Source organism: Acinetobacter sp. YH12039 (assembly GCF_013420015.1).
Classification (GTDB): domain Bacteria; phylum Pseudomonadota; class Gammaproteobacteria; order Pseudomonadales; family Moraxellaceae; genus Acinetobacter; species Acinetobacter amyesii.
On record NZ_VOZA01000005.1, the window covers coordinates 111045 to 133523 of the forward strand.

Below are 22479 nucleotides of genomic sequence, written 5' to 3' on the forward strand. Positions count from 1 at the left end.
GCTTATTTTATGAAAAAATCTGTTTAAAGTTGATTTTTCCAGCATAGCGTTCCTGATCTGATGGGGATTATAAATGAAATCTATCGCAATTTTCTGTGGTTCCGCCCTTGGTAACAATCCAGCCTATTTACAGGTGGCTGAAAAAGTCGGTCGTCATTTGGCGGCACAAGGCATCACACTGGTCTATGGTGGTGGTCGTTCAGGTTTGATGGGTATTGTGGCAGATAGTGCTTTGCGTGCAGGTGGGCAAGTCATTGGGGTGATTCCAAAAGTCTTGGTCGATAAAGAATTGGCACATCCAGATTTAACCGAATTGCATGTGGTAGAAAATATGCAACAACGGAAAACTAAAATGTCTGAACTCTCGGATGGTTTTGTGGCGATTCCAGGTGGAGCAGGGACTTTAGAGGAAATTTTTGAGCAGTGGACGTGGGCTCAATTGGGCATTCATTTAAAGCCATGTGCCTTTCTCAATGTAGATGGTTTTTATGACGATTTATTGAATTTTCTGAAAACTACCGCAGAAAAAGGCTTTACCCATCCGCGTTTTATCGAAGGCTTAATTGCAGAAGATAATATTGAAACGATTGTTGAGCAGTTTCAACATTTCACTGCGCCAGAGCCGAAATGGGGCATGGTTGAACGTACAGCCTTTATCGCGGATTTGGAACAAGATTGATGAAAACTATTACTGTTGCTGCAGCAATTATTCTAAATGAACAGCATGAACTTTTAGTGGTTCGTAAAAAACACACGGCATTCTTTATGCAAGTGGGTGGCAAGTTGGAACCCAATGAAGCCCCTGAAATCACCATGCTGCGTGAAATTCAGGAAGAAATAGGCTGCGCTGCGCAGATTGAGCAATTCATTGGTCGTTTTGAAACGGCCGCTGCGAACGAAGCAGATCATCTACTGGTGAGTTATGTCTATCTGGTCCAGTTGCGAGGTGAGCCGGAAATTGATGCGGAAATTGCAGCGATGCAATGGGTCAGCTTAGATGATACACAAACAAAACTCGCACCTTTAACACGTGAGGTGGTGATTCCTTGGGTGAAGCAGCAGGCGCGATCTCTTGCTGAAAGCTAAACTGCTTCGCTTGTTCATTTTCTTTAGAGGTTGATGTTTGAAACTAAGGCTGTGCCGCAGCAATGCATGCGGCATATACCTGCGTGCAATGTAGCTGATGTAACAGCGTACTTAATGCATGGATTGAACTCCCCGTGGTCACCACATCATCGATAATGAGGACTTTACGGAAACGGTGTTTTTCAGTTGGGTCGATAATAAATTGCTGTTCGATATTTTCTAGGCGTTCTAGCCGACTTAAACCTTTTTGAGCGTGCTGTGCTTGACGAATCACTGGTTGCCAAACAGGGATGCGCAATTGCTTTGCCATCATGTGTGCAACGAGAAGCATTTGGTTGTATCCACGGTCCTTAAGGCGTTCAACTGAAATAGGCATGGGAACAATGGCCTGAACTCGAGCTATGCGCAAACTTAAAAGGCTCTGTGCTAGTAAATTTTGATAGTGCAATTGTTGCTCATACTTATAGCTTTGAATGATGCGATCTATTGGGAAATCATAGTGAAAGGCACAAGAGATGCAGTGTTCATGGCGATCAACAATTTGTTTAAACCATGGTAGTTGTGCCCAGCAGTCGGTACAAAGCGAATGATGTCGTTGTCGATCGATACCACAGAGCAGGCAAGGGGAAACGCTCTGCATTCCTTTTTGGATGAAATGTTGGATGGATTGGAGCATGCTTTTATTCTAATCATTCTTTTTTGAGTATTTTGCACAGTTTGTGGTGAAGTGCAATCACGACACCACAGCAACCTGTTCGACAAGCTTACTGGTTAAAGCCAATCTGCATTTTTAGGATAATCGATCCATCATCCTAATTTTATACATAGGCGTACCGAGGAGCTTCAGGCAGCCATCGTTTTAAAAGCGCTTGAGCCTGTGCAGGATAATCGTTCAGGACTTGTTGAGCCACATAGTGGGCCTGATTGAGTAAATGATCATCTCGCTCTAATTTTGCTACACGAAAGCCCATATCTCCCGTTTGTTTAGTGCCGAGGAGCTCACCGGGGCCGCGAATTTCCAAATCTTTTTCAGCAATGATAAAGCCATCATTGGTCTCGCGCATGATGCGTAAACGCTCTTGCCCATTTTGCGATAAGGGATTTTTATACAGCAAGGCACAGAAACTGGCTTTGGCACCACGTCCTACACGACCACGTAGCTGATGCAATTGTGAAAGCCCTAAACGCTCTGCATTTTCAATTACCATGATTGAGGCATTCGGGACGTCAACACCAACTTCAATCACTGTGGTTGCAATCAGTAATTGCAATTCATTATTTTTAAATTGCTGCATCACTGCTTGTTTTTCATAGGCCTTCATTTTGCCGTGAACAAGACCAATATTGAGGTCTGGAAAGCGTTCTTTAATTTCATTAAAAGTCGCTTCAGCGGCCTGAGCATCTAAAGTTTCTGATTGTTCAACTAAGGTACAGACCCAATAGGCTTGTTTAGCTTCAGCACAATTGCTGGCAATCCGCTGTAGCACTTCTTCACGACGGTCAAGTGGAATAGTGACTGTTTGAATCGGTGTACGACCGGGTGGCAGTTCATCAATGACGGAGGTATCTAAATCGCCATAAGCCGACATAGCCAAGGTACGAGGAATAGGGGTTGCTGTCATCACCAGTTGATGCGGTGTCATGCCATTGAGACCTTTGTTTCGTAGCGCCAAACGCTGATCGACACCAAAACGGTGTTGTTCATCAATAATCACTAAACCTAATTTGGCAAATTGAACATTGTCCTGAAATAAAGCATGCGTGCCGACCACTAAATTGGCTGAACCATCTTGAATACTTTGTTCTGCCGCAGCTCGAGCCTTACCTTTTTGTTTACCGGAAAGCCAAGACACGGTCAGTCCCATAGGCTCAAACCATTTTTTGAAATTTAGATAATGTTGTTCGGCCAAAATTTCTGTCGGCGCCATCATGGCCACTTGCCAACCTTCCTCGAGCGCATGACAGGCTGCAACGCCTGCGACTAGGGTTTTACCTGCACCTACATCACCTTGTACGAGTCGTAGCATAGGTTTGTTCTTTTTCAGATCGACCGCAATTTCTTTGGACACGCGTTTTTGTGCGCCGGTCATTTCAAACGGTAGTGTACTTAAAAGTTGTTTGGTGAAGTTCTTACTTGTAGAGAATGACTGTGCTTCGATTTGTTGAATATAAGCACGGCGGCTGAGCAAACTGACCTGATGGGCAACCAATTCTTCGAAAATTAAACGTTGCTGTGCAGGATGAGAACCTTGGCTCAGTTGCAACATATTGGCATCGACAGGGGGATGATGAATATAGTCCAAAGCCTGTTTTAGTGCATAGCCATTGGTGAATTTTTCTGGCAGTAATTCAGGTAAGTCATCACTATATAACTGTAGTGCTTGTTTGACGTATTCACGTAGTTTGGGCTGTGTTAAGCCTTCGGTTGCAGGGTAAATCGCAGTGAGTTGGGTTTGTGGTAAAGGTGTGTGTTCAGTAATCACCTGTAGTTCAGGATGATACATTTCTAAGCCACGAGCACCAACACGGACTTCACCAAAAATCCGTAAACGATTCCCTGGTTTCACCCGATCAGTAATGCCTTTGTAAATATGGTAAAAACGTAAAGTAACTTTGCCACAATCGTCATCCAGTAGGGCAGCCATCGATTTACGCTTTCCGGGTGGAAAGTCGATACTTTTGACCGTGCCTTCTAGTAAATAACTTCGACCCACGGTCAATTGGTTCATGGGGATGATCGTGCTACGATCTTCATAGTCGCGTGGCAGATGAAACAAAAGATCATCTGTCGTGAAAATATTTAGTTTTTCAAGTAAAGCAGCGGCGGCATTGCCAACCCCTTGCAATTGATGGACGGCAGCCATGTCCCCTCAACTTCGGTTTATATGATCTAAATGGATCAGTTCTGAGAATAGGTCGTTTGATGCATATTCTATTTATCGGTTATGGTAAAACATCGCAACGCGTTGCTAAACAATTATTTCAGCAAGGTCACCAAATTACCACAGTGAGTCGTAGTGCGAAAGAGGATGATTTTGCAGAACATTTAATCCAAGATATTCACCAACTGGATTTGTCGCAGGTTCAACCGATTGATGCTGTCTATGTTCTTTTGGCTCCTGCACGCCATGCTCAATTCAATGCTGTGGATGCTTACCGACATACTTATGTCGATTCTGTACAGCCAATTGTTCAAGCATTAGCACATCATCCAATACAACGTTTAATCGTGGTGTCGTCCACTCGTGTCTATGGTGAGCATGCGGGGGAGCGCATTGATGATGACACTGTGCCACGTCCGATCGATGAGCAGGGGATGTTGTTACTTGAAATGGAGCATCACTACTCACTAGCATTTCCTACCGAATGCGTGATCGTACGTCCATCTGGGATTTATGGCACATCGACAACACGAATGCAGAAACTGGCAGAAACGACTCATCACTATCCCAATATCCATTGGTCAAATCGAATACATATCGATGATTTGGCAAAATTTCTGTGTCATCTACTTCACGTGGAACATCATGAAAAATCATATATTTGTACTAATAACCAACCTCAACCTTTGCATGAGCGAATCTTGGATTTGCAAAGAGCTATGCATTTACCCGAATTGGTTTTAGAGAGTGAAGTAGAAACAGGTAAAAAAATTTATGCAATGCGGATGATGGAGAGTGGTTTTAAGTTAGCGCACGATTGATTGTGATGTGTAGCGTAAAATTGGTGTGACGTATAAAATTCAGTGTAGCTTGGTGAGTATTAAAAGAAATTCTATAAATGAATGAAATAGGTCTTTTACAACATGTATTGTTCAAATTTTCGAATGGATCTCAAAGGATAAAATTTAAATAATGACAAAATCATTTGCTGAACTTACTCAGAATTTACCCCATAGACCGATTTTGGAAAAAGCTTTGAGTTATTTTGAGAATTTACCAAAGATCGCGATTGATTGTGGTTGTGGTGCAGGAAATGAATCATCATTTCTACTCCGTCATCATTTTAAAGTATATGCATTTGATCCGTCTGTTGACGCTAAAAATATCTGTCTAAGTAAATTTAAAGACAATAAGAATTTTTTATTTTCTAATCAGGCCTTTGAAGACTATAGCTTTCCTAAAGCTAGTTTAATTATTGCTTTATTCAGTTTATTTTTTTGTTCTACGGATTCGCTTGAAAGTGTTTTAAAGAAAATGCAGGAATCCTTAAGTGAGCAAGGCATCTTACTCATACAACGGTTAGGGAAAGATGATGATTGGGTAAATAATTTTTCTGAAAAATTTATAGGTTTTGAGCAGGAAGAGCTTAAACAATTGTTTGATGCGGACTTTGATATTATTTATATCGATGAATTTAAAGGCAATAAACCGCTAGCCAATGGAACTCCAAAATTTTGGAATGTATATACCTTAATTTTAAAAAAGAAAATATTAAATACTTTTGTATAATCCAAAAAAAGAGACAAGTTTTTTACAACTTGTCCCTGATTTTGCTCATCTTCTTCCGCTTTTATGGCGAAAAAATCAGAACGGTTTATTTCTTCTTACGTTTCAAGCGTTTTTTGGCTTGTTCCGCAGCAACTTTATCAAGTGCTTCTTTTAACTCTTCATCACTAAAGGTCGTAATGTGTTGCAACATTTGGAGTGTCACATCATCCAAAACGAGGTTGGCATATTGCGCAACATTTTGGAAATTTTCATCAAACACAATGGCATTGTTTTCATTGGTGCTGATATAACCTTGTTGGGTTAAGACTTTAATAAAGCTTTGGAATAAGGCCTTATCAAAGAACTCAGGCGAGTTAAATTCATACAACACAGACAGACGTTGACCAACCAAGTGACTGAGTTCTTCAACCTGACGCGTCGAGATATTGCCTGAACCACGTTGTGTGATTAAAGCCAAAGTCATGTAGTAACGCTCTAGACTTTGCATCACAGGTGCAGCCAAGACCACTAACTGATTGTGCTGCTCTGAGTTAGGCGCAGGGGAGATCAGGTTGCCTTCTGCATCTTCAGAAATTAGCTTGGCTTTGATCAGTACTTCTGCATACGCACAGATCTGATCTTTAAGCTCTTCATTATTCCATTTGAGGAATAACTCAGCTTTTAAGAATGGATACAGTGTACGAATGACATTAATCAAATCACCACGGCGAATAGAACCATTATGTTCAACCAAAGCGGCAATGAGTGATGGCAAAATAAATGCGTGCAGGATGTTGTTACGGAAGTAGGTTAACAGCACCGCTTGATTATCAGCAATGGCAATAATATCGCCAAGGACATGATTAACACGTTTGATCAGCTTGAGTTTTAAACCATAAGCAATGATTTCTTTACCGGATAGCGGTGTGACTTGCATGCGCTCATCGTAAGGTAAGGCATTTAAAAGATCGCGATAGGTATCTAACTGCTTAATGCAAATCTCTTCATCTAAAGTGTGTTTAGATGTTGCCAATAAAATCAGTGAAAGCAATGAAACTGGGTTCACCACTGCTGCACGGTTAATATTTTCTAAAATCACGTGTGCAGAACTGTTAATGGCATCCGAAACTTCTGGCGGAATTGGGTCGTCATTTTTCTCGATTTTGATGTTGCTTGCATTATGCTGTTTCAACATATCATCAAGGAAAACCGGCTCACCAAAGTTCAAATGAACTTTACCGAAAATACGTTCGATCTTACGCAGTGTTTTCATAATCCCGATGATTGATTCGCCTTCTTTTGGCTTACCATTCATTTCACCAACGTAGGTCGCACCTTCCATTAAACGCTCATAACCAATATAGGTCGGTAAGAACACGATCGGTTTGGCTGGATTACGTAAATGACCATGGACAGTCATGGCGAGCATGCCGGTCTTCGGTGGTAATAAACGACCAGTACGTGAACGCCCACCTTCGATGAAGTATTCAAGCGGTGTATTACGCGCCAAAATACTGTAGAGGTATTCTTTAAATACGGTGGTGTAGAGACCATTGCCACGGAATGAACGACGAATAAAGAACGCGCCGCCGCCACGTAAAATTTGCCCGACAAATGGCATGTTCAAGTTATCACCCGCAGCAATGTACGGCACCATCAAACCACGCTTATAGATCACATATGACAATAATAAATAGTCGATATGGCTACGATGACATGGGGTGTAAATGATCTCGTAGTCTTTGGCCAGTTCACGAACGGTACTGAAGTTATGTACTTCTACGCCATCATAAAGCTGTGTCCACAGGCGAGTCAGTGCTAAGTCAGCAAAACGTACTGTTGATGCAGAATAGTCAGAAACGATTTCATTTAAATAACCAATCGCACGACGCTCAGCTTCAACCATACTGATTTTACTGCGAATGCTTTCACGACGAATCGCATCTTGCACATCCGTAGATTTGATCAGGCCATGCATCACATTACGACGGTCGGATAAATCCGGACCCAAAACCACTTCACGCTGCGCATCTAAATAATCATTCAGTGTGCTAACAATATAAGTCGCAGGTGACAAGTTTGGATGTGTAGTTTTGGCATATTCAACCAAACGACGCAAAGACTGTGGCTCATGGAATTCGAGGTACGATTGACGACCGTGCAAACCAATATTGACCAGCTGCTTCACTTTGCTTGGTGTAGACCATGTATCGGTAAATAATAATTTAAACCAAGAATCTTCTTTATCGGGTTCACGGCCCCACAGCACGGTTACAGGAACGAGCTCAACATCCGCATCAGGATTTTTTTCCAAAACCTCAATTAAACGTAATAAACGAGGTGGAAAGGCATGTGGCGGTGGATTGAGTAAGTTGTCTTCATCATGATGTTGTAAAAACACCACAGAGGCTTTTTCTGTTTGCGTACCCACAGTCATTGGGTCGAGTGCAGGGTGTAGCTTTAAACGACGGGTTTCACCATCGACAATTAAAGCATTACTCCGTGAATGATTTTGCAGAACGTAGCAGGTAATTTTCGTTGTCTGTACGCCGGTATCTGTATCGGTTTCAGTCACTACAGGTTCTACAGGGACTTCACCTAAAACATGCGGTGTTACCACAAGGTCAAGCAGTTTACTCGAAAGCTTTCGATACATCTGACCAAAGCCGCTCTTGGACATACAAACTCCTACTTTTCATGACCAAACCACAGAGATTCTGAGGGGAATCTATTCTGCGTAATTGTACTTAAAAACTGTATGTCATTTTCTGACAAATTGCATAGATATTGTAAGATTTTATCGTTAAAAAACGTATTTTTAGCAGTTATATTGCATCAGCAAGGTGACAGATCAGTCAGCGAATCTTTAGGGTTTTAGTCTGGATTTATGGCAAAATGGAAAATATATTTAAACATCTGTTGATGTTGCCTGCGTTAGCTTAATCCCGAATGATAGATAGGTTTGTTATGAATGCCTTAACACAAGAGTTGGTTGATTTACTCAGTCTTGAAAAATTAGAAGAAAATATTTTTCGTGGGCAAAGCCGAAATTTGGTCGGGAAGCGTGTCTTTGGTGGACAGGTTTTAGGTCAGGCGCTCCGTGCGGCATCTTATACAACAGATCGACCTGCTCATTCCTTACATGCCTATTTCTTATTTGGTGGTGATATCAATGCACCGATCATTTATGAAGTAGATCGTATTCGCGATGGACGCAGTTTTGTGAGTCGTCAGGTTCGTGCGATTCAACATGGTAAAACCATTTTCATGTGTATGGTGTCATTTGCAGAGCAAGAAGAAGGTTTGAATTACCAAGTTGCAGAGCCAGAATATCCAGCCGTCGAAGATTTAAAATCTGAAGCTGAGCTAAAACGAATGATGGTGGAATTTGTTCCTGAAAACGTCCGTGCATCTTTTATGCGTGACCGTCATGTGGAAATTCGCCCGATTGATCCGCAAAACCCGTACCAACCGCAGCCTGCTGCGCCGTCGTATGCACACTATATTCGTACCCATGACAAAATTGCTGCTGACGTTGATGACATCTCTTTACATCAGGCTATTGCGGCATTCTATTCAGACTTTACGCTGATGACGACTGCACTACGCCCACATGGTTTAAGTTATTTATCACCAAGTTTGCAGTGTGCGAGTATTGACCATGCCATGTATTTCCATAAGCCATTCCGTGTGGATGAATGGATGCTTTATGACATGGATGCCACGGTCAGTGCTAGTTCACGTGGTCTAAATTTCGGTCGCATGTGGCAAAACGGTGAGTTGGTCTGTAGTACGACACAAGAAGGCTTGATCCGTTTACGCGAAATTGAAACCCAATAAGCTTTAAGCACTATGTGTTAAGTCGTAAAAGCTGAATACTGAAAAAACCGAATCTTCTGATTCGGTTTTTTATCTCCGTCAATTTGGGGTTATGCAACTACTCACGGAATCGAGTTATCTAATTAGGGTGCAGTACAAATTGAATTGGGTTGAATACATGCTTTGCAGAATTGTAGCAGTATATGTGACAAAAAATTCCTCGATTCCCGGTGGGTCGCATGGCATAGTGCCTGAATAAAGGATGATTAATGCAAGGCACAATGAGCTTAAATACGCAGATTTTAATTGCCGCAATATTGGGTGTGGCATTTGGCTTTTTATTAATTCAGTTTCCAGAGACGCAGTTTTTATCCGCCAGCCTGTATGGCCTGGGGATTGCCAGTAGTATTTTTATTGGCTTGCTGAAAATGATCTTGGTTCCGCTGATCTTTAGTTCGATTGTGGTGGGGGTATCGAATTTACAAGCGGGTGGTCAGCTGAGTCGTACGTGGAAAATTACCTTAGCTTGCTGTGTCACCACCACGACTTTGGCACTGATCTTGGGTCTAGCATGTGCGCATATTTTTAAAGTTGGGCAGGGCGTGGACATCGTCATGTTCCAAGATGCAATGCAACAACATCAGAGTCCTGACACCCTCACAGCAGGTTCATTCTTTACCAATTTTATTCAAAATACACTGATCAATCCGTTTAAAGCCTTTAGTGATGGCAATGTACTCGCTGTCGTGGTGTTTTCACTATTTTTAGGTGTGGCCTTGGTCAAAGGCGGTGAAAAATTTCGAAGTGTGAGAAAGCTCAGTCAGCAATTTTTTGACATCATGATGATGATCATCGGTTGGGTGATGAAGCTTGCACCGATTGGTATTTTTGCATTATTGGCTAAATTGATTGCTACCGAAGATATTTCGGTGTTGAGTCGCCTCGCGGAGTTTGCTGCCGTAGTCACAGGGACCACGATTTTCCATGGGGCAGTGGTGTTACCTCTGTTGCTTTGGATTTTTGGGAAAATGAGTCCACTGACATTTTTTAGAGGAACACGAGCTGCCTTAATCACTGCTTTTGCAACCAGTTCAAGTTCAGCAACGATGCCACTGTCGATGAAATGTGCGCAGGAAAATTTAGGCGTACGTCCTCAAACAGCAGGTTTTGTGATTCCATTGGGCACACAGTTAAATATGGATGGTACAGCGTTGTATGAAGCTGCTGCTGCGTTATTTATTGCTAACTTGATGGGCTTAGATTTAACCTTGGGTCAGCAGTTAATTGTCTGTGCAACCGCCATGATTGCGTCACTCGGCGCACCGGGCATTCCAAGTGCTGGAATGGTGACGATGATTATGGTTTTACAATCGGTTGGGCTTCCTGCAGAAGCCATTGCGATATTGCTGCCGATCGATCGTCTATTGGATACGGTACGGACTGTGGTGAACGTACAGGGCGATATGATGATTAGTGTGGTGGTGGATCGTCATACGCGAGATGTAGATGAACCAGCGTTGTCGAATTAAATAGATAAAGCACTAAAATGTGGGTTGTAGACGATCTCCCACAGATGCCCATCTAAGTCTTGAAAATAGCCTGCATAACCACCGTAAAACGTGGGCTGTGCGGGCTTAATTGGTTTTGCACCAGCGCGTTGGGCTTGTTGCATAATTTGATCGACGGCTGCGGTACTGTTGACGTTATGTCCGAGAGACATTTGAGTTGGACAAAACGCAGATGTACTGATTCCAGTGTCATGACTAAGGCTATCTTGCGGCCAGAGTGCAAGCTTTAAACCGTGTTGTAAATCAAAAAATGCCACAGCGCCATGTTCAAATTCAGTCCCAATAATCCCAGCGCTATTTAGACCTAGACCCTCCTGATAAAACGCGAATGCAGCGTGTAAATCTTTCACGGCCAGTGTAATGACGGAGATGTGAGCGTGCATGGAGATGCTCCTGAACGATGTATTTTTATTTTAGGATGAGACTGAGTATAAATACATTTTAAAGAGAATAGGGAACTCGGAATAACTGTACTTTAAACCTCGAACTTATGAGCCTATCCATCTTGAGTTTGTTGATTGCTCAATAAAAAATGGAGCGTAATGGATGTGAGCACAAAAAAAGCAGGGCGAACCCTGCTTAATACAGATTTTAAATGGTGTTTAAGCAACTTTCAGTGCGGCACGTTTTGCAGCAGGAGAGTTGTCGAGATAGGCAATCGCATCTTCAGTTTTTGCTTCATGTACAGGATCGTACCAAGGCATTAAATACCCCAATTGCTGCGACACCAACCAAAGCGGATGTGGCAATAAGCGATTGTCTTTTTGCGCGATACGCGCCCATTCACGCCAAATCCACTGTTTATATACGGCAGGTTTAATCGATGCATAGCGCGAGTCTTGCTGCATGATATGTGCTGCACCATCGACCCATAGACCAAGTACGGCTGCAATTACGATCACACTTTGATAATAGCGAGAAATATAGCCCCCACCGAGATGACGATACAAATCAAAAGACACGGTACGATGTTCTATCTCTTCTGCACCATGCCATTTTACTAGATCGAGCATATTCGGATCGGCACCGAGGCGTTCCCACTCTTTGTTATATAAAGCATATTTGCCTAGTACGCAGGTCATGTGCTCAACTGTTGCAATCACCCCTAAACGAAAGAGATCCCATTGATGATCCAAAGCTTTAGGTACGTTGAGCCCTAAAGGTTGGTCCGCAAGCAGTTTGCCAAAGAGGAAGTCCATGATTTCAAGGTTGCGTTGAATACTGATATTGCGCTGAGACAGATATTCTTTATTGGCAGAGTTATGCGCCTGAGCATGCATGGCTTCTTGGCGGATAAATGCTTTAACGTCCTCTGCTAGTTTTTCATCTCTAATTTGTGGCAATACTTTGTTATACAGACGGCAAAACCAAAACTCACCAGCCGGTAAGATCATATTAATTTCATTAATAAAATAGCTGACAAATGGTTGGTTGGGCACCCAGTCAACTTGAGTATCTTGCCACTCAAATTTCACTTTGCGTGGCTTAATTTTATATTCGATTGATGATCCAAGTTTTGTGTTTCTCAAGCGGGAGAGTAATTTCATGACCTATCCTTGTTTTTATGTGATCGAGTACACATCTGATGTATTCAGTATCCAAAAAAATCCTGCATTGTGATTAGCAATACAGGACATTTCATTATCTTCAGATGATACTTTTTGTCAGACAATCATCCTTGCGCTGACTTTAAAATTACTGGATTAGTGGTCTGAATTTTTGCCTTCAGCTTGGGGTAAATCTTCAGATGTAGTGTCGACGTCATCGAATGCTTCCGCATCTGCATCGATTTCAATATCATCTTCCGATGCTTCAGGTATGCTGTCGAGATCAAACTCTGTGGATTGCTCTAGAGTGAAGTTTAGGCGACCCGCCATGACACTCGCTAACTCTTCTAAACCTTGTTTATTCAATGATGAGAACAATTGGATAGAGAAGTTTAGCTTCATTTTTTTCAATGCTGCTTTCACTTCTTGTAGTGCTTTAGAGGCTGGGCCACGGTTTAATTTATCTGATTTGGTGAGCAGTACGTGCACGAACAATTTACGAGAATGTGCCCATTCCAACATCATGACGTCAAAGTGTTGTAGTGGATGACGGATATCCATCAACAGCACAAGACCTTGTAAACTTTCACGGTGTATCAGATAGTTTTCTAACTCTTTTTGCCAAACGATTTTCATCGCTTCAGGTACAGCGGCATAGCCATAACCCGGTAAGTCGACCAAACGTTGATCAGGATTTCCTAGACTGAAAAAGTTGATCATTTGGGTACGACCCGGTTTTTTCGACGCACGTGCCAATTGTTTTTGGTTGGTGAGCGCATTAATGGCACTCGACTTACCCGCATTAGAGCGGCCAGCAAAGGCAATTTCATAGCCGGTATCTTCAACGCAGAGGTTGAGTTTAGGCGCACTCATTAAGAACTCAGCTTTGCGTAGCCAGTTGAGCGAGCGCACAGCATATTCAGTAATCGCAGAGTCTACTTTTTTCTCGTAAGTAATCTTTTGCTTCGGCGCATTGGCCGCTTTACTGTTTCGTGATTTTCCTCTGTGCTGATGCATAACCCAACTTCAATAACTGATTTAACAACACGCATTATAAAGGAAGTCGGGCAGGCAAGCGAATTTTGTCGCAGGCAAAGTGAAATTAGAGATTGATCATTTGAATCGGAGATTGTGTTGTAAATTTAGATGCGCTGCTTGGTTGCAAGACATCGGCAAGTTTGTACTGATCGAGACTTTGATAAAACTGTTCTAAAGCTTGGTCTAAAATGCTTTTTAAACCACACTGACTGCGCAGTAAGCAGGGTGGGTCATTGCATTCAACAATCTGGTGATTACCTTGCAAAATCCGTACGATTTGACCGAGCTGAGCCTCAAGTGCTTCAGGGTTAAGGCGGATGCCGCCACCTTTGCCGCGGCTGGTGATTAACCAGTTTTGCTTTGCCATAAAATGCACAATTTTCACCAAGTGATTACGCGAAACGTGCAGGTCTTCTGCAATTTCAGCAATGTTATAAGGCACATCACGAGGACGTGCGATATAGAGCAAAATGCGTAATGCATAATCGGTGAATTTATTGAGTTGCATGATAATACTGTGAGTCTGAGAGAAATAAATAAGGGCTAGTCTAGCATAACTAAACTAACCCTTTGTATTTCAGGTGAATAGCTTAGTTAGTGTTTTACACCACCAGTGCCGAAAGCTTCGCTGTGAATATTGCTAGCAGGAATACCACGAGCAATTAAAGCTTTCTGTTGTTCAGCCATAAATGGCATTGGACCGCAAAGGTAATAATCCGCATTGATCGGTAACAGTGCAGTATCCATGCTGCCTAAGTCTAGATGACCAGCAGCATCATAATCTTCACCTAATTTATCATTAGCATGAGGGAACTCATACGCTGTAAAAGTGCTAAGACGTGGGTATTTTGCTTCCAAATCCTGAATGTGTTTATGCATTGCATGCACTTGTTTGCTACGGCAGGCATGGATAAAGGTTACAGGTTGTGGCATGTCTAAAGTCACCAACTGATTCAGCATCGCAATCATTGGTGTTAGACCTACACCACCACTGATAAAGACATTGCGTTTTTGTGAATCAATCAGGAAGAAATTACCTGTTGGTGCAGACACTTCGATTTCTGAACCGATCTCCAAGCCATGCAGTGTATTCGATACCCAACCTGGAACCAAGTCACCTTTCTGATCTTCACGTTTTACAGAGATACGTAAGTAGTTGTCTTGTGGGCTGGTCGACAGTGTATATTGACGTGGTTGTTTTAGACCCAGCTCATCGACCAATACACGTACAGAGATGTACTGACCTGCTTCATATTTTGGTAAATCACCACCATCAGAAGGCTCAAGGTAGAATGAGGTGATTTCATCACTTTCAGCCACTTTTTTCGCGATTTTGAAATTACGCCAACCTAACCAACTGCCTTTAGTTTGCTGATGTTGCTCATAAATCGCTTTTTCAGTGCTGATAAACAAGTCTGCCAATTGTCCATATGCTGCTGCCCAAGCTGCAATCAGTGGATCTTCCATTGAAATGCTTAATACTTCACTGATCGAGTGCAGCAAATTTTCGCCGACAATATTATAGTCTGGCGCTTGAATGTTAAGACTCACATGTTTATGCGCAATTAATTCTACAACTGGTAAAAGTACAGATGGGTCCTCAATATTTTCAGCATAAGCCAATACAGCACCCGCCAAGGCTTGTGCCTGAGCACCGCTGCGCTGATGTCCCATGTTAAAGGTTTCTTTGAGGTCAGGGTTATTGCCCAACATACGATTATAGAAGTAACCAGTCAGCGCGACACCATTTTCACGTAGAACAGGAACAGTAGCTTTTACTAGGTCAATTTGCTGCGGAGTCATAGCTGATCTCTCATGGCTGTTATTTATAAGATGTATTTAAAATACATTTTTAAATACATCCGCGCAATACATGTTTTAGTAAAAACCATAAAAAAATTATGGAATATAAAAAGATTCCATAATTTTGTACTTTTTAATTGGGCTTTTAGATTATTTCTTGCCGAAGATAGAACCTAAGAGGCCACGGATAATTTTCTGACCTGTCGACCCGCCCAAGCTGCGTGCAGCACTTTTTGCAAAAGTTCCTACCGTGTCTTGAATCAGTTTTTCACGTTGTTTGGCTGAACGCTCAGCTTCTTTTTGTTGTTCGCGCGCAAGGCGTTCTTGTTCACGTGCTTGCTGTTTGGCGAGTGCATCTGCTTCCTTGGCTTTTTGTTTGGCCAAGGCTTCTTGCTCTTTGGCTTCTATTTTATCTTGTTCCGCTTGGATGGCTTGTTGTTGGCGCTCCGCCACTTTGTTTTGCAAAAGTTCATAGGCACTTTCACGGTCTGCTTCGGTGTCATACACACCTGCGACAACGCTATTTGCCATGAGTGCTTTACGTTCATCTACAGCAATTGGGCTAAATGAAGAGTAGGGTGGCATCACCCAAGCACGTTCAACAATTTGAGGTGTGCCTTGTTCATCTAGACAGCTAATCAGTGCTTCACCTACAGCCAGTTCCGTAATCACTTGATCGACTTTAAACGCAGGATTGGCTCGAAAAGTATCTGCTGCCGTCTTGACCGCTTTCTGATCTTTGGGGGTAAATGCACGTAGCGCATGTTGAACACGGTTACCCAGTTGTCCTAAAACACTCTCAGGTAGGTCAAGTGGATTTTGCGTTACAAAGTAAATGCCGACCCCTTTAGAGCGAATCAGACGAACCACTTGTTCAATCTTTTCTTGTAAAGCAGGGCTGGCGTTATCAAACAATAAATGTGCTTCATCAAAGAAGAACACCAGTTTGGGTTTATCCATATCTCCAACTTCGGGCAATTGTTCAAACAGTTCTGACAGCATCCAAAGTAAGAAAGTTGCATAGAGCTTAGGGGTATTCATTAACTTGTCGGCGGCGAGCAGGTTGATGTTGCCACGACCTTGTGCATCCGTTTGAATGAAATCAATGATATTGAGTGCAGGCTCACCAAAGAACTTGTCACCGCCTTGATCGGCTAATGCGAGCAAATTACGTTGAATTGCACCTAAGCTTGCAGGTGATAAATTGCCATATTCATTTTTAAATTCTGCCGCATGTTCACTGACGTAGCTGATCATGGCTTTTAAGTCTTTAAAGTCGATGAGCAATAAGCCCTGATCATCGGCAATACGAAAGACCGCAGATAGCACACCTTCTTGCGTGTCGTTTAAATTCAGAATTCGGGCAAGGAGCAGTGGACCAATTTCAGAAATGGTGGTGCGAATGGGATGTCCTTGTTCACCAAACAAATCCCAAAACACCACAGGGGAGGCAGCAAAAGGAATGCTCTCGATATTTAAACTTTTAATTCGTTCGTCAAACTTAGGATTGCTTTCACCTGCTTTGGCAAGGCTAGAAACATCCCCTTTGGCATCGGCTAAAAATACAGGTACACCCAGCCGAGAAAAACTTTCTGCCAACACCTTCAACGTCACCGTCTTACCAGTACCTGTGGCCCCAGCAATCAAACCATGGCGGTTTGCAAATTGTGAATGAAGCACCACATCTTGTGTAGTGTCTTGTGTTTTTTTGCCAATAACAATTGGTGTACCCATAGATGTTCCTGTATTTATTCGAGTTGCTGTTTATTTAAATGTTGTAGTGCGTTTTCTATATCTTGTATTAAATCTGCAGGATGTTCTAGTCCTATACAAAAGCGAACCAGTAAGCCGGTTTGAATATGTGAATGTTCGAGTACACGCATAACTTTTAAGTTATATAACATGACTAAACTGACTGGGCCACCCCAGCTAAAACCGAGTTTAAATAGTTTCAGCGCATCGCAAAAACGGCGTACATCTTGCAAGCTATATTTTTCATTAAATACCACGCTGACCAAGCCGGCACTGTGTTGTTCTGTACAAATTTCTTTCCAATACTGATGTCCTGCGGAAGCTTCATCAGCAGGATGTAAAACCTGTACAAAGGCTGGCTGCTGTTTTAGCCAATTTAATAAAGTTAAAGCACTTTGTGACTGGTGTTCATAGCGCAGGCGCATTGAAGCCAGGCTGCGTTGTACTTGCGCGGCGTCATCACCAGAGATACTAATGCCTTGAATGGCGTGGGCACGAAACAGTTTGTGATGAAGCTTTTTATCTCGTGTAATTACCGAACCCATCAAAATATCCCCGCCGCCACTTGGGTATTTGGTCAAGGCATGTACACTGATATCGACACTCAGATGCTCAGCACTGAAATCAAAAGCATTAAAGGCAAGTCCTGCTCCCCAAGTATTGTCCAGTGCAGTGAGAATGTTATGGGCTTGGGCTTTTTTGACCAAGCCGACTAAATCTGGAAACTCTAAAGTGACAGATCCAGCAGCTTCTAACCAAATAAGCTTGGCTTGCGCTGAAGGTGTGAATGAGTTGACATCAATCGGGTTATAAACCTTGACCACGATACCGTAGCGGGTTTCTAGGTTGCGTAGATGTTCCATATTTGGGCCATAGATATTATCTGCGACCCACACTTCATCCCCTTGACTTAAAAAACATGAATTGACCAAATTAATTGCAGACAAACCGCTTGGTGCAAGTAAGTGATACAAGCCTCCTTCAATCTGAGCAAGCTGATCGCCTAGGGTAAATGTCGTGGGGGTACCATGCGTGCCATAGCTATAGTCATAATCATCGGTCCAATGGCGATTAAATAGCGCATCTGTATTTTCGAAAATTATAGTGGATGCACGAAACAGGGGAGGTTGAACACTATTGATGTATTGCGGTGCCTTTCTTGGTGCATGAATGAGTTCAGTTTGAGGATTCTTTTTCACGTGGCGCTCTGAAATGATCAAAATAATAATGAATGTTCAAAAGAATACGACTAAAACACATGGATTTACGATGCTTTTGTATAGAAAATTAAGTGAAAAGCAAAGTTGGCTTCATTCTTGCAAAACCGATATCAGAGCAACAACAATAGGTTTAGCGCATGAAGTCGCATTTAAAAGTACATTATTTTCAGCATATTGCTGGCGAAGGGTTCGGCAGTTGTTATGATTTTTTAAAACAGCATCAGGCCAAAATTACGGCCACAGAATTCTTTGCATTACCTGTCGATCAAGCCTTGGATCTCGAGGCTTTGCCGCATGTTGAAGATGTCGATTTACTTATCATTATGGGTGGGACCATGAGCGTAAATGATGAGGCAAATTTCCCATGGTTAAAAATAGAAAAACGATGGCTGCGACGCTATTTAGCACTCGGCAAACCCGCAATCGGGCTTTGTTTAGGCGGGCAATTGATTGCCAATGCTTTGGGTGGGGCGGTGAGCCGAAATGCACAACAAGAATTGGGTTGGACGACCATCCGTAAGGTCGCTAACGTACCGCATGACTGTTTCAAACTACCGGAAGAGTTTAAAGTCATGCAGTGGCACAGTGAAACATTTGAAATTCCGAAAGGAGCGGTATTGCTGGCGGAAAATGATGCATGTCGTAATCAAATGTATCAAATCGGGCAAAATGTTTTGGGCTTCCAATTTCATCCTGAAATTACCCCAGAAGTACTCGATTTATTTTTGGAAAATGATGAAGAAGTGGCATTTTTTTCAGGAACACATGTACAGCCAGTACATGATCTACGGAAAAGCGCAAAGAACAAATTTATTGAGGGAAATCAAATACTAAACCAAGCAATAGAGTATGTATTAAGAAAAAACGCCTATTGATTAAAAGTTAAGCAATTGATCTTGCATAAAAAATAAAAATATAAGAAAAACAGCAAAAGAGATTTGCTTATGCATTAAACAATAGCTATAATGGGCGACCCTTTGATGAAGGGGGTTAGCTACGAATAAAGTAGTTAACATCGTGACAGTCGCGGCATCGATCGTGACCTTAGTGATATTTCACTGCTCTTGACACTTGCCTTAAAATAGTGGGGTGAGATGCGTCAAGAGTGATTCTTTATATATTTGGCTTGGAGTTAACTGGTATGTCTAACCAGAGAATTCGTATCCGTCTTAAGTCTTTTGATCACCGTCTTATTGATCAATCAGCTCAAGAAATCGTAGAAACAGCAAAACGTACTGGCGCACAAGTTTGTGGTCCAATCCCGATGCCTACACGTATCGAACGTTTTAACGTTTTAACATCACCACACGTTAACAAAGATGCGCGTGACCAATACGAGATCCGCACTTACAAACGTTTGATCGACATCGTTCAACCTACAGATAAAACTGTTGATGCATTGATGAAGTTAGATCTTGCAGCTGGTGTTGATGTTCAGATCGCTTTGGGTTAAGGCTTTCGGTTAATTAACGCTCTAAGTTAATTAGGCCGCTTTTTTAGAGGTTTATGCACATGGCTATTGGTTTAGTCGGTCGCAAGTGCGGTATGACACGTATCTTTACAGATGCTGGTGTTTCTGTACCTGTAACAGTGATTGAGGTTGATCCTAACCGCATCACACAAATCAAAACGCTTGAAACTGATGGTTATCAAGCGATTCAAATCACTACTGGTGAACGTCGCGAATCTCGCGTAACTAACGCTCAGAAAGGTCACTTCGCTAAAGCGGGTGTAGCTGCTGGTCGTCTAGTTCAAGAATTCCGCGCTACAGAAGCTGATCTTGAAGGTCGTGAAGTTGGCGGAACTATCGGTGTAGATGTGTTCACAGTGGGTCAAATTGTTGACGTTACTGGTACATCTAAAGGTAAAGGTTTCCAAGGTGGTGTTAAGCGTTGGAACTTCCGTACTCAAGACGCTACACATGGTAACTCTGTATCTCACCGTGTTATCGGTTCTACAGGTCAAAACCAGACTCCTGGTCGCGTGTTCAAAGGCAAAAAAATGCCTGGTCACTTAGGTGCTGAACGTGTAACTACACAGGGTCTTGAAATCGTTGCTATCGACGCAGAACGTTCAGTTCTAGTTGTTAAAGGCGCGGTTCCTGGTGCTACTGGTGGCGACGTTACTGTTCGTCCTACTATCAAGGCCTGAGGGGAAATAACGTGAATTTAAATACTGTTTCCGGCTCTGCTGTTGAGTTATCTGAAGTTGCGTTTGGTCGTGATTTTAACGAAGCTCTTGTACACCAAGTTGTTACAGCTTACTTAGCTGGTGGTCGTCAAGGTTCTAAAGCGCAAAAATCACGTGCTGACGTTTCTGGCGGTGGTAAAAAACCTTTCCGTCAAAAAGGTACTGGCCGCGCTCGTGCTGGTTCTATTCGTAGCCCAATCTGGGTTGGCGGTGGTAAAACTTTTGCTGCTCGTCCACAAGACTGGTCTCAAAAAGTAAACCGTAAAATGTATCGCGGTGCTATGCAATGCATCCTGGCTGAGCTTGTTCGTCAAGATCGCCTTGTTTTAGTTGAAGAGATTGCTGTTGCAGCTCCAAAAACTAAAGAATTGCTTGCAAAACTTAACGACTTGAATGCACCTCGTGCATTAATCGTTACAGATGCTGTTGATGAGAACTTGTATCTTGCTGCTCGCAACATTCCACACGTTGATGTGGTTGATGCTGCTGCAATCGATCCTGTTAGCTTGATCGCGTTCGATAAAGTTGTTATGTCTGTTGCTGCTGCTAAGAAAATTGAGGTAGAACTCGGATGAACAACGAACGTATCTATCAAGTCCTACAAGGACCTGTATTCTCAGAAAAAGCACAAGTTTTAGGCGAAACTGCTGGTGTTCAAGTGTTCAAAGTTGCACTAGATGCAAACAAACTTGAAATCAAAAAAGCTGTTGAGCAACTATTTGGTGTTCAAGTTGTTAAAGTTAACACAACGATCACTAAAGGTAAGACTAAACGCTTTGGTAAAACATTAGGACGTCGTTCTGATGTTAAAAAAGCATACGTCACCCTGAAAGCTGGCCAAGATGTTGAAATGGCTGACTTGGGCGATACCGCTGAAAACGCAGCGGAATAAGGACGAAAATTATGCCGATTCAAAAATGTAAGCCAACGTCTCCAGGACGTCGCTTTGTAGAGAAAGTGGTTCATAACCACCTTCACAAAGGCGCGCCATATGCTCCGTTGGTTGAAGCTAAAAAACGTACTGGCGGTCGTAATAACAACGGTCACATTACAACTCGTCACGTTGGTGGTGGTCATAAACAGCACTACCGTATCGTAGACTTCAAACGTAACAAAGACAGCATCCCTGCTGTAGTTGAGCGTATTGAATACGATCCAAACCGTACAGCTCATATTGCTTTATTGAAATATGCTGACGGTGAACGTCGCTATATTATTGCACCTAAAGGCCTTCGCGCTGGTGATCAAGTTCAATCTGGTAACGATGCTCCAATCCGTCCAGGTAACTGCTTGCCACTTCGCAACATGCCTATCGGTTCTACTCTTCACAACATCGAGCTTAAAATCGGTAAAGGCGCACAATTAGTACGTTCTGCTGGTACATCTGCTCAATTGTTGGGTCGTGACGGTTCTTACGCTATCATTCGTCTTCGTTCAGGCGAAATGCGTAAAGTACACGTTGAATGCCGTGCTGTGTTAGGTGAAGTTTCTAACTCAGAAAGCAACCTTCGTTCACTTGGTAAAGCAGGTGCATCACGCTGGCGTGGCGTTCGTCCTACCGTACGTGGTATGGCGATGAACCCAGTAGACCATCCACATGGTGGTGGTGAAGGACGTAACAAAGGTATTCAACCTGTAAGTCCATGGGGTCAAAAAGCTAAAGGGTACAAAACACGTACCAACAAGCGTACGACTAAGATGATCATTCGCGACCGTCGCGTTAAGTAACAAGTAAAGGAATCTGACAATGCCTCGTTCTCTGAAAAAAGGCCCATTCGTCGATGCGCACTTGTTCGCTAAGGTTGAAGCGGCTATCGCGGCTAATAACCGTAAGCCGATCAAAACTTGGTCGCGTCGTTCGATGATCTTACCGGATTTTGTTGGTCTAACAATTTCTGTACACAATGGCCGTAACCATGTTCCAGTGATTGTATCTGAGCATATGGTTGGTCATAAATTAGGTGAATTCGCGCCAACTCGTACCTATCGTGGTCACGGTGTTGACAAGAAGTCTAAACGTTAATAG

General features: G+C 42.7%; 23 protein-coding genes. 13 read left to right on the forward strand and 10 right to left on the reverse strand.

The features are described from left to right. The first annotated feature begins 73 nt into the window (after positions 1-73). Complete coding sequence (locus FTT98_RS04095; RefSeq protein ID WP_180170881.1) at positions 74-679, forward strand: TIGR00730 family Rossman fold protein; 606 nt, start codon at positions 74-76, stop codon at positions 677-679. Next, positions 679-1086 carry an NUDIX domain-containing protein gene (locus FTT98_RS04100; RefSeq protein ID WP_180135134.1) on the forward strand — a complete coding sequence of 136 codons (408 nt, stop codon included), beginning with the start codon at positions 679-681 and terminating at the stop codon, positions 1084-1086. Before FTT98_RS04095 ends, FTT98_RS04100 begins: the two co-directional genes overlap by 1 nt. A gap of 43 nt (positions 1087-1129) precedes the next feature. Here FTT98_RS04100 and FTT98_RS04105 read toward each other — a convergent pair whose 3' ends face one another. Together FTT98_RS04105 and recG are read right to left on the reverse strand one after the other, a co-directional pair. Further along, positions 1130-1762 (reverse strand): ComF family protein, encoded by a 633-nt coding sequence (locus FTT98_RS04105; protein ID WP_180135132.1) that lies wholly within the window; start codon positions 1760-1762, stop codon positions 1130-1132. A 142-nt stretch (positions 1763-1904) separates the two neighbouring features. Next, complete coding sequence (recG, locus tag FTT98_RS04110) at positions 1905-3950, reverse strand: ATP-dependent DNA helicase RecG (protein ID WP_180177052.1); 2046 nt, start codon at positions 3948-3950, stop codon at positions 1905-1907. A 59-nt stretch (positions 3951-4009) separates the two neighbouring features. On the opposite strand from recG, the gene FTT98_RS04115 reads away from it, so the two are divergent. Both FTT98_RS04115 and FTT98_RS04120 read left to right on the forward strand, forming a co-directional pair. Next, a complete protein-coding gene (locus FTT98_RS04115) occupies positions 4010-4789 on the forward strand; it encodes an NAD-dependent epimerase/dehydratase family protein (protein WP_180170923.1) in 780 nt (259 codons plus the stop codon). A 151-nt stretch (positions 4790-4940) separates the two neighbouring features. Then, positions 4941-5537, forward strand: a complete 597-nt coding sequence (locus tag FTT98_RS04120) for a methyltransferase domain-containing protein (protein ID WP_180170924.1) — start codon at positions 4941-4943, stop codon at positions 5535-5537. An 85-nt stretch (positions 5538-5622) separates the two neighbouring features. On the opposite strand, the gene plsB is transcribed toward FTT98_RS04120, so the two are convergent. Continuing rightward, positions 5623-8196, reverse strand: a complete 2574-nt coding sequence (gene plsB, locus FTT98_RS04125) for a glycerol-3-phosphate 1-O-acyltransferase PlsB (protein WP_180092998.1) — start codon at positions 8194-8196, stop codon at positions 5623-5625. Positions 8197-8483: 287 nt separating this feature from the next. Between plsB and FTT98_RS04130 the strand changes: the two genes are divergently transcribed. Both FTT98_RS04130 and FTT98_RS04135 read left to right on the forward strand, forming a co-directional pair. Further along, complete coding sequence (locus FTT98_RS04130) at positions 8484-9356, forward strand: acyl-CoA thioesterase II (protein WP_078189289.1); 873 nt, start codon at positions 8484-8486, stop codon at positions 9354-9356. A gap of 248 nt (positions 9357-9604) precedes the next feature. Beyond that, complete coding sequence (locus tag FTT98_RS04135; protein ID WP_171525930.1) at positions 9605-10864, forward strand: dicarboxylate/amino acid:cation symporter; 1260 nt, start codon at positions 9605-9607, stop codon at positions 10862-10864. Here the strand turns inward: FTT98_RS04135 and FTT98_RS04140 are convergent. From FTT98_RS04140 to FTT98_RS04170, 7 genes are all read right to left on the reverse strand, one after another. Continuing rightward, positions 10861-11286 (reverse strand): VOC family protein, encoded by a 426-nt coding sequence (locus FTT98_RS04140; RefSeq protein WP_180055392.1) that lies wholly within the window; start codon positions 11284-11286, stop codon positions 10861-10863. The genes FTT98_RS04135 and FTT98_RS04140 overlap by 4 nt on opposite strands. Positions 11287-11505: 219 nt before the next feature. After that, a complete protein-coding gene (locus FTT98_RS04145) occupies positions 11506-12450 on the reverse strand; it encodes a metal-dependent hydrolase (protein WP_180008443.1) in 945 nt (314 codons plus the stop codon). 156 nt (positions 12451-12606) lie between these two features. Then, positions 12607-13467 (reverse strand): ribosome biogenesis GTP-binding protein YihA/YsxC, encoded by an 861-nt coding sequence (gene yihA / locus FTT98_RS04150; protein ID WP_180010522.1) that lies wholly within the window; start codon positions 13465-13467, stop codon positions 12607-12609. An 85-nt stretch (positions 13468-13552) separates the two neighbouring features. Further along, complete coding sequence (locus FTT98_RS04155) at positions 13553-13996, reverse strand: Rrf2 family transcriptional regulator (RefSeq protein ID WP_180110385.1); 444 nt, start codon at positions 13994-13996, stop codon at positions 13553-13555. A gap of 86 nt (positions 13997-14082) precedes the next feature. Beyond that, a complete protein-coding gene (gene hmpA / locus FTT98_RS04160) occupies positions 14083-15291 on the reverse strand; it encodes an NO-inducible flavohemoprotein (protein WP_180177053.1) in 1209 nt (402 codons plus the stop codon). A 150-nt stretch (positions 15292-15441) separates the two neighbouring features. Continuing rightward, positions 15442-17025: a helicase HerA-like domain-containing protein gene (locus FTT98_RS04165; RefSeq protein ID WP_180008440.1), complete on the reverse strand. Its 1584-nt coding sequence runs from the start codon at positions 17023-17025 to the stop codon at positions 15442-15444. A 14-nt stretch (positions 17026-17039) separates the two neighbouring features. Continuing rightward, positions 17040-18242 carry a PLP-dependent transferase gene (locus FTT98_RS04170; RefSeq protein ID WP_180008438.1) on the reverse strand — a complete coding sequence of 401 codons (1203 nt, stop codon included), beginning with the start codon at positions 18240-18242 and terminating at the stop codon, positions 17040-17042. Between the two features lie 158 nt (positions 18243-18400). Here FTT98_RS04170 and FTT98_RS04175 point away from each other — a divergent pair, with 158 nt between their 5' ends. The 7 genes from FTT98_RS04175 (at position 18401) to rpsS (ending at position 22476) form a co-directional block, all read left to right on the forward strand. Beyond that, positions 18401-19138 (forward strand): type 1 glutamine amidotransferase, encoded by a 738-nt coding sequence (locus FTT98_RS04175; protein ID WP_180008436.1) that lies wholly within the window; start codon positions 18401-18403, stop codon positions 19136-19138. 266 nt (positions 19139-19404) lie between these two features. Then, positions 19405-19716, forward strand: a complete 312-nt coding sequence (gene rpsJ / locus FTT98_RS04180; RefSeq protein ID WP_000070912.1) for a 30S ribosomal protein S10 — start codon at positions 19405-19407, stop codon at positions 19714-19716. A gap of 59 nt (positions 19717-19775) precedes the next feature. After that, the gene (gene rplC, locus FTT98_RS04185; protein ID WP_078189280.1) at positions 19776-20414 is read left to right on the forward strand and encodes a 50S ribosomal protein L3; all 639 of its coding nucleotides are present in this window, start codon (positions 19776-19778) and stop codon (positions 20412-20414) included. 11 nt (positions 20415-20425) lie between these two features. Continuing rightward, on the forward strand, positions 20426-21028 hold the full coding sequence (gene rplD, locus FTT98_RS04190) for a 50S ribosomal protein L4 (protein WP_078189279.1): 603 nt from the start codon (positions 20426-20428) through the stop codon (positions 21026-21028). Further along, positions 21025-21345: a 50S ribosomal protein L23 gene (rplW, locus tag FTT98_RS04195; protein WP_005012992.1), complete on the forward strand. Its 321-nt coding sequence runs from the start codon at positions 21025-21027 to the stop codon at positions 21343-21345. Before rplD ends, rplW begins: the two co-directional genes overlap by 4 nt. An 11-nt stretch (positions 21346-21356) precedes the next feature. Further along, a complete protein-coding gene (rplB, locus tag FTT98_RS04200) occupies positions 21357-22181 on the forward strand; it encodes a 50S ribosomal protein L2 (protein ID WP_078189278.1) in 825 nt (274 codons plus the stop codon). 19 nt (positions 22182-22200) lie between these two features. After that, positions 22201-22476 carry a 30S ribosomal protein S19 gene (rpsS, locus tag FTT98_RS04205; protein WP_004281508.1) on the forward strand — a complete coding sequence of 92 codons (276 nt, stop codon included), beginning with the start codon at positions 22201-22203 and terminating at the stop codon, positions 22474-22476. Positions 22477-22479: the final 3 nt, after the last annotated feature.

What these genes read in the sequence shown, in the direction of transcription:
- FTT98_RS04095 (WP_180170881.1), top strand. Translation starts at nt 74, where the DNA reads ATGAAATCTATCGCAATTTTCTGTGGTTCCGCCCTTGGTAACAATCCA.
- FTT98_RS04100 (WP_180135134.1), top strand. Translation starts at nt 679, where the DNA reads ATGAAAACTATTACTGTTGCTGCAGCAATTATTCTAAATGAACAGCAT.
- FTT98_RS04105 (WP_180135132.1), bottom strand. Translation starts at nt 1,762, where the DNA reads ATGCTCCAATCCATCCAACATTTCATCCAAAAAGGAATGCAGAGCGTT.
- recG (WP_180177052.1), bottom strand. Translation starts at nt 3,950, where the DNA reads ATGGCTGCCGTCCATCAATTGCAAGGGGTTGGCAATGCCGCCGCTGCT.
- FTT98_RS04115 (WP_180170923.1), top strand. Translation starts at nt 4,010, where the DNA reads ATGCATATTCTATTTATCGGTTATGGTAAAACATCGCAACGCGTTGCT.
- FTT98_RS04120 (WP_180170924.1), top strand. Translation starts at nt 4,941, where the DNA reads ATGACAAAATCATTTGCTGAACTTACTCAGAATTTACCCCATAGACCG.
- plsB (WP_180092998.1), bottom strand. Translation starts at nt 8,196, where the DNA reads ATGTCCAAGAGCGGCTTTGGTCAGATGTATCGAAAGCTTTCGAGTAAA.
- FTT98_RS04130 (WP_078189289.1), top strand. Translation starts at nt 8,484, where the DNA reads ATGAATGCCTTAACACAAGAGTTGGTTGATTTACTCAGTCTTGAAAAA.
- FTT98_RS04135 (WP_171525930.1), top strand. Translation starts at nt 9,605, where the DNA reads ATGCAAGGCACAATGAGCTTAAATACGCAGATTTTAATTGCCGCAATA.
- FTT98_RS04140 (WP_180055392.1), bottom strand. Translation starts at nt 11,286, where the DNA reads ATGCACGCTCACATCTCCGTCATTACACTGGCCGTGAAAGATTTACAC.
- FTT98_RS04145 (WP_180008443.1), bottom strand. Translation starts at nt 12,450, where the DNA reads ATGAAATTACTCTCCCGCTTGAGAAACACAAAACTTGGATCATCAATC.
- yihA (WP_180010522.1), bottom strand. Translation starts at nt 13,467, where the DNA reads ATGCATCAGCACAGAGGAAAATCACGAAACAGTAAAGCGGCCAATGCG.
- FTT98_RS04155 (WP_180110385.1), bottom strand. Translation starts at nt 13,996, where the DNA reads ATGCAACTCAATAAATTCACCGATTATGCATTACGCATTTTGCTCTAT.
- hmpA (WP_180177053.1), bottom strand. Translation starts at nt 15,291, where the DNA reads ATGACTCCGCAGCAAATTGACCTAGTAAAAGCTACTGTTCCTGTTCTA.
- FTT98_RS04165 (WP_180008440.1), bottom strand. Translation starts at nt 17,025, where the DNA reads ATGGGTACACCAATTGTTATTGGCAAAAAAACACAAGACACTACACAA.
- FTT98_RS04175 (WP_180008436.1), top strand. Translation starts at nt 18,401, where the DNA reads ATGAAGTCGCATTTAAAAGTACATTATTTTCAGCATATTGCTGGCGAA.
- rpsJ (WP_000070912.1), top strand. Translation starts at nt 19,405, where the DNA reads ATGTCTAACCAGAGAATTCGTATCCGTCTTAAGTCTTTTGATCACCGT.
- rplC (WP_078189280.1), top strand. Translation starts at nt 19,776, where the DNA reads ATGGCTATTGGTTTAGTCGGTCGCAAGTGCGGTATGACACGTATCTTT.
- rplW (WP_005012992.1), top strand. Translation starts at nt 21,025, where the DNA reads ATGAACAACGAACGTATCTATCAAGTCCTACAAGGACCTGTATTCTCA.
- rplB (WP_078189278.1), top strand. Translation starts at nt 21,357, where the DNA reads ATGCCGATTCAAAAATGTAAGCCAACGTCTCCAGGACGTCGCTTTGTA.
- rpsS (WP_004281508.1), top strand. Translation starts at nt 22,201, where the DNA reads ATGCCTCGTTCTCTGAAAAAAGGCCCATTCGTCGATGCGCACTTGTTC.